This is a genomic window from Streptomyces sp. 8N706 (assembly GCF_052245415.1).
Classification (GTDB): domain Bacteria; phylum Actinomycetota; class Actinomycetes; order Streptomycetales; family Streptomycetaceae; genus Streptomyces.
In genome coordinates, this window is sequence record NZ_JBQQBW010000061.1 from 1 (window position 1) to 13,428 (window position 13,428).

Annotated in this window: 12 protein-coding genes; 5 read left to right on the forward strand and 7 right to left on the reverse strand. The window is 70.5% G+C overall.

Annotated elements, in window-relative coordinates:
• Positions 1-75 precede the first annotated feature (75 nt).
• Positions 76-2,811, reverse strand: coding sequence for a phosphoenolpyruvate carboxylase (gene ppc, locus ACTWQE_RS21750; protein WP_443330687.1), 2,736 nt, complete (start codon positions 2,809-2,811; stop codon positions 76-78).
• Positions 2,812-3,005: 194 nt separating this feature from the next.
• Here ppc and ACTWQE_RS21755 point away from each other — a divergent pair, with 194 nt between their 5' ends.
• Both ACTWQE_RS21755 and ACTWQE_RS21760 read left to right on the forward strand, forming a co-directional pair.
• Positions 3,006-4,001 (forward strand): acyl-CoA desaturase, encoded by a 996-nt coding sequence (locus tag ACTWQE_RS21755; protein WP_443330688.1) that lies wholly within the window; start codon positions 3,006-3,008, stop codon positions 3,999-4,001.
• Positions 3,998-4,684 (forward strand): TetR family transcriptional regulator, encoded by a 687-nt coding sequence (locus tag ACTWQE_RS21760; RefSeq protein WP_443330689.1) that lies wholly within the window; start codon positions 3,998-4,000, stop codon positions 4,682-4,684. Before ACTWQE_RS21755 ends, ACTWQE_RS21760 begins: the two co-directional genes overlap by 4 nt.
• Positions 4,685-5,057: 373 nt before the next feature.
• On the opposite strand, the gene ACTWQE_RS21765 is transcribed toward ACTWQE_RS21760, so the two are convergent.
• Together ACTWQE_RS21765 and ACTWQE_RS21770 are read right to left on the reverse strand one after the other, a co-directional pair.
• Entirely contained in the window at positions 5,058-5,375 is a 318-nt protein-coding gene (locus ACTWQE_RS21765; RefSeq protein WP_443330690.1) for a glyoxalase, read from the reverse strand.
• Positions 5,375-6,190, reverse strand: a complete 816-nt coding sequence (locus tag ACTWQE_RS21770) for a trans-aconitate 2-methyltransferase (protein WP_443330691.1) — start codon at positions 6,188-6,190, stop codon at positions 5,375-5,377. The genes ACTWQE_RS21765 and ACTWQE_RS21770 overlap by 1 nt, the downstream gene beginning before the upstream one ends.
• A 133-nt stretch (positions 6,191-6,323) precedes the next feature.
• Here ACTWQE_RS21770 and ACTWQE_RS21775 point away from each other — a divergent pair, with 133 nt between their 5' ends.
• Positions 6,324-6,821, forward strand: a complete 498-nt coding sequence (locus tag ACTWQE_RS21775; protein WP_443330692.1) for a MarR family winged helix-turn-helix transcriptional regulator — start codon at positions 6,324-6,326, stop codon at positions 6,819-6,821.
• Here ACTWQE_RS21775 and ACTWQE_RS21780 read toward each other — a convergent pair.
• Complete coding sequence (locus ACTWQE_RS21780; protein ID WP_443330693.1) at positions 6,780-7,556, reverse strand: LuxR C-terminal-related transcriptional regulator; 777 nt, start codon at positions 7,554-7,556, stop codon at positions 6,780-6,782. The genes ACTWQE_RS21775 and ACTWQE_RS21780 overlap by 42 nt on opposite strands.
• A 239-nt stretch (positions 7,557-7,795) precedes the next feature.
• On the opposite strand from ACTWQE_RS21780, the gene ACTWQE_RS21785 reads away from it, so the two are divergent.
• A complete protein-coding gene (locus tag ACTWQE_RS21785) occupies positions 7,796-8,245 on the forward strand; it encodes a GNAT family N-acetyltransferase (protein WP_443330694.1) in 450 nt (149 codons plus the stop codon).
• Between the two features lie 6 nt (positions 8,246-8,251).
• Here ACTWQE_RS21785 and galK read toward each other — a convergent pair whose 3' ends face one another.
• From galK to galT, 3 genes are read right to left on the reverse strand one after another with little or no spacing between them, the layout of a single operon-like run.
• Positions 8,252-9,436 (reverse strand): galactokinase, encoded by a 1,185-nt coding sequence (gene galK, locus ACTWQE_RS21790; RefSeq protein ID WP_443330695.1) that lies wholly within the window; start codon positions 9,434-9,436, stop codon positions 8,252-8,254.
• A complete protein-coding gene (gene galE, locus ACTWQE_RS21795) occupies positions 9,433-10,401 on the reverse strand; it encodes a UDP-glucose 4-epimerase GalE (RefSeq protein WP_443330718.1) in 969 nt (322 codons plus the stop codon). The genes galK and galE overlap by 4 nt, the downstream gene beginning before the upstream one ends.
• 41 nt (positions 10,402-10,442) lie before the next feature.
• On the reverse strand, positions 10,443-11,504 hold the full coding sequence (galT, locus tag ACTWQE_RS21800) for a galactose-1-phosphate uridylyltransferase (RefSeq protein WP_443330696.1): 1,062 nt from the start codon (positions 11,502-11,504) through the stop codon (positions 10,443-10,445).
• A 245-nt stretch (positions 11,505-11,749) separates the two neighbouring features.
• Between galT and ACTWQE_RS21805 the strand changes: the two genes are divergently transcribed.
• Positions 11,750-13,423: a sodium:solute symporter family protein gene (locus ACTWQE_RS21805; RefSeq protein ID WP_443330697.1), complete on the forward strand. Its 1,674-nt coding sequence runs from the start codon at positions 11,750-11,752 to the stop codon at positions 13,421-13,423.
• Positions 13,424-13,428 lie beyond the last annotated feature (5 nt).

Here is a 13,428-nt window from a genome sequence, read left to right on the forward strand (position 1 = left end):
GCGCCGGACCCCACCTCGTCGGGGGTCCGGCGCCGCCGTCGTACGGTCCCGAGCGGGACCGGGGCTCCCGTCGGGTCAGCCCGTGTTGCGCAGACCCGCCGCCACCCCGTTGACGGTGAGCAGCAGAGCGCGGGAGAGCAGCGGGTCGGGCTCCTCTCCGCGCTCGGCGGCGCCGCGCTGGCGGTGCAGCAGCGAGACCTGGAGGTAGGAGATCGGGTCGAGATAGGCGTCGCGGACACGGAAGGTCTGCTGGAGCACCGGGTTGGAGTCGAGCAGTTCACGGCCGCCGGTGACGCGGAGGACTTCCTGGACGGTGAGTTCGTGCTCGGCCCGGATGACGTCGAAGACATGCTTGAGGTCGTCGGGGACCAGCGTGTCGACGTAGTGGGCGGCGATCCGCAGATCGGTCTTGGCCAGCGTCATCTCGACGTTGGACAGGAAGTTGCGGAAGAAGTGCCAGTGCTGGTGCATCTCGTCGATGACGGTGTCGAGGCCGGCCTCGCGGGCGGCCTTCAGCCCGGATCCGACGCCGAACCAGCCGGGCACGATCTGCCGGGACTGGGTCCAGCCGAACACCCACGGGATGGCCCGCAGCCCGTCCAGTCCGGCGCCGCTGTCGGGGCGGCGGGAGGGGCGGGAGCCCAGGTGCAGTTCGGCGAGCTGGTCGACGGGGGTCGAGGCGAAGAAGTACGCGGGCAGATCCGGGTCCTCGACGAGCCGGCGGTACGCGCTGTGGGCGGCGTCGGAGACGGTGTCCATCGCCGCGTCCCAGCGGGCGAGGGCCTCGTCGGACTGGCGCGGCGCCGTGTGCAGGGCGGAGGCCTGGAGGGTGGCCGCGACGGTCAGTTCCAGGTTCTCCCGGGCCAGCGACGGCACGAGGTACTTGTCGGAGATGACCTCGCCCTGCTCGGTGACCTTGATCTCGCCTTCGAGGGTGCCCCACGGCTGGGCGAGGATCGCGTCGTGCGAGGGACCGCCGCCGCGGCCGACGGTGCCGCCGCGGCCGTGGAAGAGGCGCAGCCGTACGCCGTAGCGGTGGGCGACGTCACGCAGCCGCCGCTGGGCGCGGTGGATCTCCCACTGGGAGGTGGTGATGCCGCCGAACTTGGAGGAGTCGGAGTAGCCGAGCATCACTTCCTGGACATCGCCGCGCAGGGCGACCAGCCGCCGGTAGGAAGGGTCGGCCAGCATGTCGTCGAGGATGCGGTCGGCTTCCTTGAGCTCGTCGGTGGTCTCCAGCAGCGGGACGATGCCGATCTTGGCCCAGCCGGCGTGGAGGTCGATGAGCCCGGCCTCGCGGGCGAGGACGGCGGCGGCGAAGACGTCGTCGGCGCCCTGGCACATGGAGATGATGTAGGACTCGACGACCTCGGGGCCGAACTGCTCCAGGGCTTCGTCGATGGTTGTGAACACGCCCAGAGTCTTCGCGCCGCTCTCGTCGAGCGGGGCGTGGTGCGGGGCGAGCGGACGACGGGACCGGAGCTCCTTGGCGAGCAGCTTGCGCCGGTAGTCGCGCGGCATGTCGGCGTACCGCCAGGATTCCTCGCCGAGACGGTCGAAGAGCTGGCCGAGCGCGTGGTGGTGGGCGTCGGCGTGCTCGCGTACGTCCATGGTGGCGAGCTGGAGCCCGAAGGCGGCGAGCGTACGGATCGTACGGTCCATACGGCCGTCGGCGAAGAGGCCGCCGCGGTGGACACGCAGCGAGTCCTGGAGGAGGGTCAGGTCGTCCAGCAGCTCGACGGTGCCGAGGTAGTCCCGGCCCGGCTGGTGGGCGGTTCCCCTGGCGAGCCGCTCGCGGGTGTTGACCAGCTTCTGCCGGATGCACGTGGCCTTGAGGCGGTAGGGCTCCTCGGCGTTGAGGCGCTTGTAGCGGGGGCTGATCTCGGGGAGCCGCTCCAGGTCGGTGCGGAGGGAGGCGAGCAGCTCCTCGGTGGCACCGGTGTAGCGGATGGAGTTGGAGAGCAGGCCGCGGAGCTGGTCGATGACCTCCAGGGCGTCGGTGATCCCGTGCTCGTGCTGGAGGATCAGCACCTCGCGGGTGACCTCGGGGGTCACGTTGGGGTTGCCGTCGCGGTCGCCGCCGATCCAGGTGCCGAAGGTGAGGGGGCGGGTGCCGGCGGGCAGCTCGACGCCGACGCGCTCGAGCTCGGCGACGAGGTCCTCCAGGACGTCACCGACGGCTCCGGCGTGCAGCTCGTCGAGGTAGTAGATGGCGTTGCGGGCCTCGTCGGCGGGCTCGGGGCGGACGACGCGCAGCTCGTCCGTCTGCCAGACGAGGTCGATGTTCTCGGCGAGGCGGACGTCGGCCCGGCGGCGGTCGCCGCCCGCGACGGGCTCCTCCAGCAGGGCGGCGATACGGCGGAGCTTGTTGAGGACGCTGCGGCGGGCGGCCTCGGTGGGGTGCGCGGTGAAGACGGGGCGCACGTTGAGGTGCTCGACGGTGGCGCGCAGATGCTCGGGGTCGGCGTCCTTGAGCCGGTCGGCGGTACGGGCGAGCAGTCCGCCCTCGGCGGCGCGGCGGGCCCGCAGCTCCTTGCCGCGGTGGACCTGCTCAGTGACGTTCGCCAGGTGAAAATAGGTGGAAAACGCCCGAACGAGCTTGGCGGCGGTCTTCAGGTCGGTCTCGCCGAGGAGTGCGGCGGCGGCCTCGCCGTCCGTACGGGTGAGTGCGCGCACCCGTTCGACGAGGTCGAGAAGTTCGGGGCCCTCCTGGCGTACGAGGGTCTCTCCCAGCAGATCGCCGAGGCGGCGGATGTCGGCACGCAGCGCAGCGTTGTCGCTGGTCTCGGGGGTGATGTCGGCACTGCTCACAGGTGCGGCTCCTTGCAGTGGATGAGCACGTTGGGCGGGGTGCGGACCGCGCTGTCCGACGCTCACCAGGATAGGTGGACACTCCCGCGCCGTTGTCCACAGCCCTCTTGTCCGTTCATTCAGCCCTGCCATACTTACGATGCCGTAGGTTACGGTTCCGTAGCCAAGCTTCCAGCCCGATGAGGGACGCCCCCATGACCACAGGCCCCGATGTGATCGAAGACGCCCCGAAGGCGGCCGACACCGATTCCCCCGCCGCGACGCTCGGCGGTGACAGCAAACGGTCGATCGAGCAGCTGGCACTGCTGCTGTTCATCACCGTGCCCTTTCTCGCACTGCTCGCGGCGGTGCCGCTCGCGTGGGGCTGGGGGGTGAGCTGGCTGGATCTGGGTCTGATGGTGTTCATGTACTACCTGGGCTGCCATGGCATCACCATCGGCTTCCACCGCTACTTCACCCATGGCTCCTTCAAGGCGAAGCGCCCGCTGCGGATCGCCCTCGCGATCGCCGGGTCGATGGCCGTCGAGGGCCCGCTGGTGCGCTGGGTGGCCGATCACCGCAAGCACCACAAGTTCTCCGACGCCGAGGGCGACCCGCACTCGCCGTGGCGGTTCGGGGAGTCGGTGCCCGCGCTGATGAAGGGCCTGTGGTGGGCACACATCGGCTGGATGTTCGACGAGGAGCAGACGCCGCAGCACAAGTACGCGCCCGACCTGGTCAAGGACCCGGCGATCCGCCGGATCTCCCGGCAGTTCGTCTTCTGGACGGGGCTGTCGCTGGCCCTGCCGCCGCTGGTGGGCGGTCTGGTGACATGGTCCTGGCAGGGCGCGCTCACGGCCTTCTTCTGGGGCTCGCTGGTGCGAGTCGCCCTGCTGCACCACGTGACGTGGTCGATCAACTCGATCTGCCACGCGGTGGGCAAGCGCCCGTTCAAGTCGCGCGACCGGTCCGGCAACGTGTGGTGGCTGGCGGCGCTGTCGTGCGGTGAGTCATGGCACAACCTGCACCACGCCGACCCGACGTCCGCCCGGCACGGCGTGATGAGGGGGCAGATCGACTCCAGTGCCCGGATCATCCGCTGGTTCGAGCAGCTGGGCTGGGCCTATGACGTGCGCTGGCCGAGCGCCGAGCGGATCGACTCCCGCCGTAAGGACGCCCGCGGCGAGGCGGAGAACGCGAAGGCGGCATGATTGACGGCGTGGCCATCGACAGCAGCAGTGAGAAGAGCCGGGGCTCCTCTTCCGGGAGCCGGCGCACCCGCCGAGTGCGGATGACCGGCAAGGAGCGCCGGGAGCAGCTGCTGGACATCGGCCGGACGCTCTTCGCCGAGAAGGGCTTCGAGGGCACGTCGGTGGAGGAGATCGCGGCGAAGGCCGGCGTCTCCAAACCGGTGGTGTACGAGCACTTCGGCGGCAAGGAGGGGCTCTACGCCGTCGTGGTGGACCGCGAGATGCGGCAGCTCCTGGACATGGTGACGGGGGCGCTGACCGCGGGCCATCCCAGGGAACTGCTGGAACAGGCGGCGTTCGCGCTGCTCGACTACATCGAGTCGTACACCGACGGCTTCCGCATTCTGGTACGGGATTCCCCGGTGGCGCAGTCGACGGGCACCTTCGCCTCGCTGATCAGCGATATCGCCACCCAGGTCGAGGACATCCTGGGGCTGGAGTTCAAGGCCCGCGGGTTCGACGCGAAGCTGGCGCCGCTGTACGCGCAGGCGCTGGTGGGCATGGTGGCTCTGACGGGCCAGTGGTGGCTGGACGTGCGGAAGCCGAAGAAGGCCGAGGTGGCGGCGCATCTGGTGAATCTGGCCTGGCACGGCCTGGACGGCCTGGAGCCCAAGCCGAGGCTGATCGGACACCGCAGGTCCTGACGCTCCCCGGATCGTCCCCAGGCCCGCCAGGTCCGCGGCCGTCCTGACCGGCGGCGAGCCGCGGCGGGCCCAGGCGGTGGCCGCGCGGCGGGGCCCGGAGCCGCGACCGTCGTGACGGGGGTGCGATCACCAGCGCCCCGGCCTCCTCCGGGCTGTGGCGGGGCCCACGATCCGCGACGGGCCGCTCCCGCCGCCGGGCAGGGCATGGCCCGGCCGGCCACACCGGGTCTCGGCCGACCAGCGGCAGGCCGGGCGGGCCGCGGCGAGACATCGGGGTGCCGCCTGTACGGGCCGGGCGCGCGGCCCGTACACGGCGTCCTCCGGATCCCGCACCCTGCGGTGGCGGGTTCTCACCGTCCCCCGTGTCGGCCGGTCACCCGGCTTCCGGGAACTCCAGGCGGTTGCCCACCGGGTCCTCGGAGGAGAAGCGCCGACGGCCCGGCAGGACCTCGTCCCGGGCCACCGGGGCTCCCGCCGCGGCAAGGCGGGCTCCGGAGGCGTCGGTGTCCACCACGCGCGGGTCCGGGTCTGCCGTCCGCGCCCGCCGGACGTCCGCTTCCGGCCCCGGGTGGAGCTGCACCGGCGGCCTGGGGGCCTCCGTCATACCGAGCCCACCGCTGGAGAAGGCGCGGAGCACGTCCCGGCTGCCGGGCGGAGCGGCGGACCGGCCGTGATCGATGGCGCTGAGCATCAGGAGAGCCTCCTGGCCACGGCGAAGATCCGTCGGAAGGGGAAGACCGTGCCGTGCGGCCCCGGGGGGTAGGCCTTGCGCAGCAGGTCGCGGTACTGGGCGAGGAACTCCTCGCGGGACGGCTCGTCGTCGGCCAGCGCGGTCAGCACCGGCCGCAGCGCTGTGCCCATCACCCAGTCGAGGATGGGGTCCTCCCCCTGGAGCAGCTGGATGTAGGTGGTCTCCCAGGCGTCGGCCTCGCAGCCGAGGTCGACGAGCCGGGTCAGGTACTCCCACGGCTCGAGAACATGGACGAAGCGCCGCCCATGGCTGCCGAGCCGGTCCCGCCACTGCGCGGTGTCGCACAGTTCGCCGAGCAGCGCGTGGCTGGGAGAGACGAAGTTGCCGGGGACCTGTAAGGCCAGGACGCCACCGGGGGCCAGGGAGTCGGCCCAGCCCGGGAAGGAGTCCGCGTGCCGGGGCACCCACTGCAGTGCGGCGTTGGAGACGATGAGGTCGTACGGCTCCTCGGGTTTCCAGTCCGCGACGTCCGCGATACGGAAGTCGATATGGCCGCCGCTCGCGGTGGGTCCGGCGTACTCGGCCGCCTCGGCGAGCATCTCGGGGGAGTTGTCGAACCCGGTGATACGGGCGTCGGGCCAGCGTTCGGTGAGCAGAGCCGTGACATTGCCGGGGCCGCAGCCGAGGTCGGCGATACGGGCCGGGCGCTCGCCGGAGGGCAGGGCGGGTATTCGGGTGAGCAGATCTCGGAACGGGCGGGTCCGGTGATCCGCGTGGCGGAGATACTGATGGGGGTCCCACGTAGGTGCTGGCATATGTCGTGTTCCCTTGCTGTACGGACGTGCGGGAAGCGGAATCGCTTCTCGCGCCGACGATGCCCACCCGTTCACCTGACTATCTCTTGATGTCAAGAGACTTCATGTCGACAGACCTACTACACTGATCGCCATGGAGGACGAGGTCGATCGGCTGGTCGCGGCGTGGCGCCGGGAGCGCCCTGATCTCGACGTGGAACCACTGGAGGTGCTGAGCCGCGTCAGCAGGCTCGCACGCCACCTCGACCGGGCCCGCAGGCTGGCCTTCGCCGAGCACGGCCTGGAGCCCTGGGAGTTCGACGTTCTCACCTCGCTGCGCCGGGCCGGCGCCCCGTACCAGCTCTCCCCGGGCCAGCTGCTCACCCAGACCCTGGTGACCTCCGGCACCATGACCAACCGCATCGACCGGCTCGCCAAGAAGGGCCTGGTCGAGCGGCTTCCCGACCCCAACGACCGGCGGGGCGTACTGGTCCGGCTGACCGTGGAGGGACAGGACCGCGCCGACCGCTCCCTGGCAGGGCTGCTCGACCAGGAGAGGGCGATCCTCTCCCGGCTCTCGCACGGGGAGCGCGGCGAACTGGCCGGTCTGCTACGCCAGTTGACCGCCCCGTTCGACAACATCCCCGGCTAGGTCGACGGGGCCGATGCCCGCCCGGCGGGCCAGCGCGACCGCGGCCAGCGTGGAGTGCACCCCCAACTTCCCCAGCACGTTCTGCATATGGGTGCGGACCGTGTGGGGGGAGAGAAAGAGACGTTCGGCGACGGCCTTGCGGCCCAGCCCGGCCACCATGCAGCGCAGCACCTCGCGCTCGCGCGGGGTCAGCGACTCCACCAGCCGTTCGCTCTCCGTACGGTGCTTGCGCGCCGCGGTCAACTCCCGCAGGACGCCCGTGAGCAGGGCCGGCGCCAGATGTGTCTCATCGCGCAGCACCCCCCGTATGACGGCCAGGAGCCGGGACAGCGAGCAGTCCTTGGCGACCCAGCCGGAGGCTCCGGCCTGGAGGGCCGCGGCCGCACGGCGCGGATCGTCGCGCTCGGCGAGCACCACGGTGCGTGCGCCGGACTGACCGGCCCGGACCCCGGAGACCAGCGCCATCCCGTCCACCGAGCCGCTCCCGGCGGGCTCGTGCGCGGTACCGAGACCGGCAGCCGGCCCCGTGTCGTGCCCCCCCGCGCCCAGATCGGCGTCGACCAGCAGAACGTCGAAGCGCCGCCCGTCCGACGCCGCGCGCTCCAAGCAGCGCAGAGCGGCCGGCCCGCTCCCTGCCGCCGCCACCTCCACATCGGGCTCGGCCGCGAGCGCCGCGGCCAGCGACTCGGCGAAGATACGGTGGTCGTCCACCACCAGGACCCGGATTCGTGCCATGAAGACCCCCCAGTCTCGGGGTGACGGGCAGAGTGGGTACGGCGCTCGCGGCGGAGCGCACGCGGACACACGGCCGCCGCCGTGTTGTGTCCGCCACCCCGCCCCGGGCGCCGTACCGACTGTCTCGCCCCCTGAACAGCACCGGCCCCCACCGGTGCTGAGCATCAGCGTACGGCTGCGCTCGGACGACCGAAGCGGATTGGGAAAAGTGTTTGCCCTGGCCGCTTAGGGTGAGCCGTATGTTTCGTCTTGAGACAGAAGTCGACAAAGAGCGCCGCACTCTGATCTCCGATCAGCTGTGCGCCTCCAACGCGGACCGCTCCCCGGTGATGCGCGCTCTGCGCGACACCCCCGCCGACGACGAGACTCCGCTGCATGTCTTCGCCGTGGACGAGGCGGATGTGGTCGTCGGCGGCCTCATCGGTCACACCTGGGCCCACTGGCTGCATGTGGAGCTGCTCTGGATCGACGAGCGGCGGCGCGGCTCGGGGCTCGGCACCCGTCTGATGGCCCGCGCCGAGGAGATCGCCCGCGACGAACGGGACTGTGTGCACGCACGCGTGGAGACGTGGGACTTCCAGGCCCCGGGCTTCTACCGGAAGTTGGGCTATCGGATCGTGGGCACCGTCGCGGACTATCCACCGGGTGCTACCGACTATCTGCTGGTCAAGTCGCTGTCCGCCGGATAGATCCGGTCAGGCCAGACGCTTCGCGCCCGCGGAGGGCAGTGCCGGGAAGATCCGCGGGGCACGGTGCCCGGCCGCGGCGAAGGCCTCGGTGACGGACTTGGCCACCGACTCCGTGTCCGCCTCCTCGACCAGCACGATCGCCGAGCCTCCGAATCCTCCGCCGGTCATCCGGGCCCCGACCGCACCGGCAGCGAGGCCCGACTCGACGACCAGATCCAGCTCCGCGCACGAGACCTCGAAGTCATCGCGCAGGGAGGCGTGCCCGACGGTGAGCACGGGACCGATGCCTCGGATGTCGGACCGGCCGGGGGCCTTCCCGGGGGAGGCCGGTGCGCCGGGGTCGAGGAGGGCGACGACCTCCTCCACGCGCGCGTTCTCGGTCACCACATGGCGTACGTAACGGCGCAGGGTCACGTCGTCGAGCTCGGCCAGCGCCTCGTCCAGACGCTCCGGCACCACATCCCGCAGGGCCTGCACGCCCAGCGCACGCGCCGCCTCTTCACAGCCCGCGCGCCGGGTCGCGTACGCCCCGTCGCCGAGCTCGTGCTTCACCCGGGTGTCCACGACGAGCAGTCGCAGCCCCTGGCCGACGAGGTCGAAGGGCACCTGACGCTGCGAGAGGTCCCTGGTGTCGAGGTGCAGGGCGTGGCCCTCGGTGCAGCAGGCCGAGGCGGTCTGGTCCATGACCCCGCAGGGGACGCCGACGAAGACGTTCTCCGCCCGCTGGCTCAACCGCGCCAGCTGCCAGGGCCGCAGGCCCAGACCGAAGAGGTCGTCGCAGGCCAGGGCCGTGACCACTTCCAGGGCCGCCGAGGACGACAGCCCGGCGCCGGTCGGGACGGTGGAGGCGATATGGATGTCCGCGCCCGTGACCGGGTGGCCGGCGTCGCGCAGCGCCCACACCACACCGGCCGGGTACGCGGCCCAGCCTCCCCCGCTCCCCGGCGCGAGCTCTTCGACACGCAGCTCGGCGACGCTGCCCTCCACATCGCCGGAGTGCAGCCGCAGCACACCGTCCTCGCGCCGGGAGACAGCGGCGAGGGTGGTGTGCGGCAGGGCGAGCGGCAGCACGGACCCGTCGTTGAAGTCGGTGTACTCACCGATCAGGTTCACCCGGCCGGGAGCGGACCACACGCCGTCGGGCGCGGCCCCGTACAGCTCCCGGAAAGCAGAGGTGAGCCGGTCGGTCACGCTTCATTCTCCCTCTTCTGGGCGAAGGCCCATGCGTCGGCGACGATGCCGGCGAGGTCGGCGCGGCTCGGCTGCCAGCCCAGTTGGGTGCGGGCCCGGTCGGCGGAGGCGACGAGGACGGCCGGGTCACCGCCCCGGCGCGGGGCGACGACCTCGGGGACGGGGTGTCCGGTGACCTTGCGGACGGTCTCGATGACCTCGCGGACCGAGAAGCCGTTGCCGTTGCCGAGGTTGCAGATCAGATGCTCGCCGGTCCGGGCGGCGCCGAGGGCGAGGAGATGGGCCTCGGCGAGGTCGGCGACGTGGATGTAGTCGCGGACGCAGGTGCCGTCGGGGGTCGGGTAGTCGTCGCCGAAGACGGAGATCGCCTCGCGCCTGCCCTGGGCGACCTGGAGGACGAGGGGAATCAGGTGGGACTCGGGGTCGTGCCGCTCGCCGTACAGGCCGTACGCCCCGGCGACGTTGAAGTAGCGCAGCGAGACCGCGGCCAGGCCGTGGGCCGCGCACTCACCACTGATCATGTGGTCGACGGCCAGCTTGGACGCGCCGTAGGGGTTCGTCGGCGCGGGGAAGGCGTCCTCGTGGATCGGGGTGCGGAGCGGCTCGCCGTAGGTGGCGGCCGTCGAGGAGAAGACCAGGGTGCGGACACCGGCGTCGCGCATGGCGGCGATCAGTTCAGTGGTGCCGCCGACGTTGTTGCGCCAGTACTTCTCGGGGTTCACCACGGACTCGCCGACCTGCGAGAACGCCGCGAAGTGCAGCACGCCGTCGTAGGACGCGTCCAGCCAGTCGGCTCCGCTGGAGGAAGTCAGGTCCTGGATCCGGCCCTCGATGAACCGCGTGCCCTCGGGGACCGCCGCGCGGTGGCCGGTGGACAGGTCGTCGAGCACGGTCACCTGGTGCCCCGCCTCCAGCAGGTGCGCCGCCACCACGCTGCCGACATAGCCGGCACCCCCGGTGACCATGTACTTCTTCGGCCGGCCCTGCTGACCCTGCTGCCCGTTGCTCACTGGCTCGCTACCTCTCGCAGTCGTTCCGCCGCGGTCTCCGGCGGCACATCATTGATGAACACATTCATGCCGGATTCGGAACCCGCGAGAAACTTCAGCTTGCCGGAAGTCCGGCGGACGGTGAAAAGCTCGAGGTGGAGTGCGAAGTCACCGCGCTCGACACCCCGGCCCTCCCAGCCGCCGAACGGCGCTTGGTGCCACGCCGAGATGTACGGAGTGGGCGGCTCGCCCTCGCCGAAGATCCGGTCGAAACGCCTCAACAGTTCCAGATAGACCCGGGGGAATTCCCCGCGCGCGCCGTCGTCGAGGGCGAGCAGGTCCGGGACCCTCCGGCGGGGGTAGAGGTGCACCTCGTACGGCCAGTGGGCGGCGTGGGGCACGAAAGCCGTCCAGTGCTCGCCCTCCAGTACGACACGCCGGCCGTCGGCGCGCTCGTTCTCCACGACGTCGTCGAAGAGGTTCCGGCCACCGGTGCGGGCACGGTGTCCGGCGAGGCTGCGCAGCATCAGCTCCGTACGGGGTGTGGTGAACGGATAGCCGTAGATCTGGCCGTGCGGGTGGGCGAGGGTCACCCCGATCTCCTCCCCGCGGTTCTCGAAGCAGAAGACCTGCTCGACCGTGGGCAGCTGGGAGAGCTCGGCGGTGCGGTCGGTCCAGGCCTCGAGGACGAGTGCGGCGCGTTCCTCGGTGAGGCCGGCGAAGGAGGCGTCGTGGTCGGAGGTGAAGCAGACGACTTCGCAGCGGCCGGAGTCGCCGACCAGGGAGGGGAAGCGGTTCTCGAAGACGACGACGTCGTAGTCGGCGGCGGGGATCTCGGTGCGCCGGCCTTCCCGGGAGGGGCAGAGCGGACATGCGTCGGCCGGGGGGAGGTGGGTGCGGGTCTGGCGGTGGGAGGCGATGACGACGGGGTCGCCGAGGAGCGGGTCGTGGCGGATCTCCGAGGCGGTGCTGACGGGGCTGAGCGGCCGGAGGTCGACCGTCTCGCGCGCCGCGTCGTCCCGGGCGTCGTAGTAGATGAGCTCCCGGCCGTCCGCGAGCCGGGTCGCCGTCTTCTTCACCGTGAAGCTCCCTCACCCCTTGCCCACACAATCAAACATAGTTAACCACAATAAAACAGCCGAGCCAACGCTCCGGGGAGCCGCCACCACATCACCCCGGCCCGCACGGCACCATCACGGTCAAACAAAGAGTGTCATCAGGTCCGTTCAGTATCGGACCGCAGGAGCGTACGTTTCTGTGCGTTCCGGTCAGGCCACTGCTCGGTCGACCGGCGGGCGCCCTCGTCCCCCGAAGAGAGTGATCCATGGACTTCTTGGCCCAACAAGAGCTCCGGCTCCCCACCAACGCGCTCGACTACACCATCCTGGGCATCTACTTCGCCGTCGTCCTCGGCGTGGGGTTCGCCGCCCGGGCCAGTGTGCGGACGAGCCTCGACTTCTTCCTCTCCGGGCGGTCGCTCCCCGCCTGGGTCACCGGTCTCGCCTTCGTCGCCGCCAACCTCGGCGCCCTGGAGATCCTGGGCATGGCGGCGAACGGCGCGCAGTACGGCGTCTACACCGTCCACTGGTACTGGGTCGGCGCCATCCCGGCCATGGTCTTCCTCGGCCTGGTGATGATGCCCTTCTACTACGGCTCCAAGGTGCGGTCCGTCCCCGAGTTCCTGCTGCACCGCTACGGACAGTCGTCGTACCTGCTCAGCTCGGTCATCTTCTCGGTGGCGTCCATTCTCATCGCGGGCGTCAACCTCTACGCCATGGCGATTGTGATCGAGGCCCTGATCGGCTGGCCGCAGTGGGTGGCGATCGTCGTCGCGGGCTTCTTCGTGCTCGCCTACATCACCCTGGGCGGGCTCTCCTCGGCGATCTACAACGAGGTGCTGCAGTTCTTCGTCATCCTCGCCGCCCTCATCCCGCTCACCGTCGTCGGCCTCAAGCGGGTCGGCGGCTGGGACGGACTGAGCGACTCGCTCACCGCCTCGCACGGGGACGACTTCGTGACCGCATGGGGAGGTACGGGCATCGGCACACCCAATCCGCTGGGGGCCAACTGGCTCACCATCGTCCTCGGCCTCGGCTTCTGTCTGAGCTTCGGCTACTGGACGACCAACTTCGCCGAGGTGCAGCGCGCCCTGTCGGCCAAGAACCTCTCCGCCGCCCAGCGCACCCCCCTCATCGCCGCCTTCCCCAAGATCTTCATTCCGCTGATCGTGGTCACCCCCGGCCTGATCGCCCTGGTGATGGAGCCGGACATCGGCAAGGAGGGAAGCGGACTGGAGTACAACGACGCCATCCCGGTGCTGATGCGCGAGCTGCTGCCGAACGGTGTGCTGGGCGTGGCCGTGACCGGTCTGCTGGCCGCCTTCATGGCCGGTATGGCGGCCAATGTCTCGTCCTTCAACACGGTCTTCACCAATGACATCTGGGCCGCGTACGTCGTGCGGGGCCGCGAGGACGGGTACTACGTGACGACCGGGCGGGTCGTGACGGCGATCGGCGTCCTGGGTGGCATGGGGACAGCCTTCATCGCCTCGTCGTTCAGCAACATCATGAACTATCTGCAGACGCTGTTCTCGTTCTTCAACGTGCCACTGTTCTGCGTCTTCATCATCGGCATGTTCTGGAAGCGGGCCACTGGCGCGGCAGGGTTCTGGGGCCTGCTGACCGGCACCGTGGCGGCGATGATCAACTACTTCTGGTTCTACAAGGAGGACGTCATCGACATCCCGAGCGACCAGGGCGCCAACTTCGTCTCCGCGATCGTGGCCTTCGTGGTCGGCGGCGTGGTGATGGTGGTGGTGTCGTTGTTCACCAAGCCCAAACCGCTCGCATCGCTCGCCGGGCTCGTGTACGGCACCACCTCCCCCGGCATGGCCGAGCCCCCGGCGGCGGGCGACGAGGCGTGGTACCGGAAGCCCGCCCTGCTGGGCTGGGGCGCGATCATCCTCGCGGCACTCTGCTACGTCCCGTTCTCCTTCTGAGGCGA

Coding starts and splice junctions, on each gene's coding strand:
- ACTWQE_RS21755 (WP_443330688.1), top strand. CDS start 3,006: ATGACCACAGGCCCCGATGTGATCGAAGACGCCCCGAAGGCGGCCGAC.
- ACTWQE_RS21760 (WP_443330689.1), top strand. CDS start 3,998: ATGATTGACGGCGTGGCCATCGACAGCAGCAGTGAGAAGAGCCGGGGC.
- ACTWQE_RS21765 (WP_443330690.1), bottom strand. CDS start 5,375: ATGCTCAGCGCCATCGATCACGGCCGGTCCGCCGCTCCGCCCGGCAGC.
- ACTWQE_RS21770 (WP_443330691.1), bottom strand. CDS start 6,190: ATGCCAGCACCTACGTGGGACCCCCATCAGTATCTCCGCCACGCGGAT.
- ACTWQE_RS21775 (WP_443330692.1), top strand. CDS start 6,324: ATGGAGGACGAGGTCGATCGGCTGGTCGCGGCGTGGCGCCGGGAGCGC.
- ACTWQE_RS21780 (WP_443330693.1), bottom strand. CDS start 7,556: ATGGCACGAATCCGGGTCCTGGTGGTGGACGACCACCGTATCTTCGCC.
- ACTWQE_RS21785 (WP_443330694.1), top strand. CDS start 7,796: ATGTTTCGTCTTGAGACAGAAGTCGACAAAGAGCGCCGCACTCTGATC.
- galE (WP_443330718.1), bottom strand. CDS start 10,401: ATGGTCACCGGGGGTGCCGGCTATGTCGGCAGCGTGGTGGCGGCGCAC.
- ACTWQE_RS21805 (WP_443330697.1), top strand. CDS start 11,750: ATGGACTTCTTGGCCCAACAAGAGCTCCGGCTCCCCACCAACGCGCTC.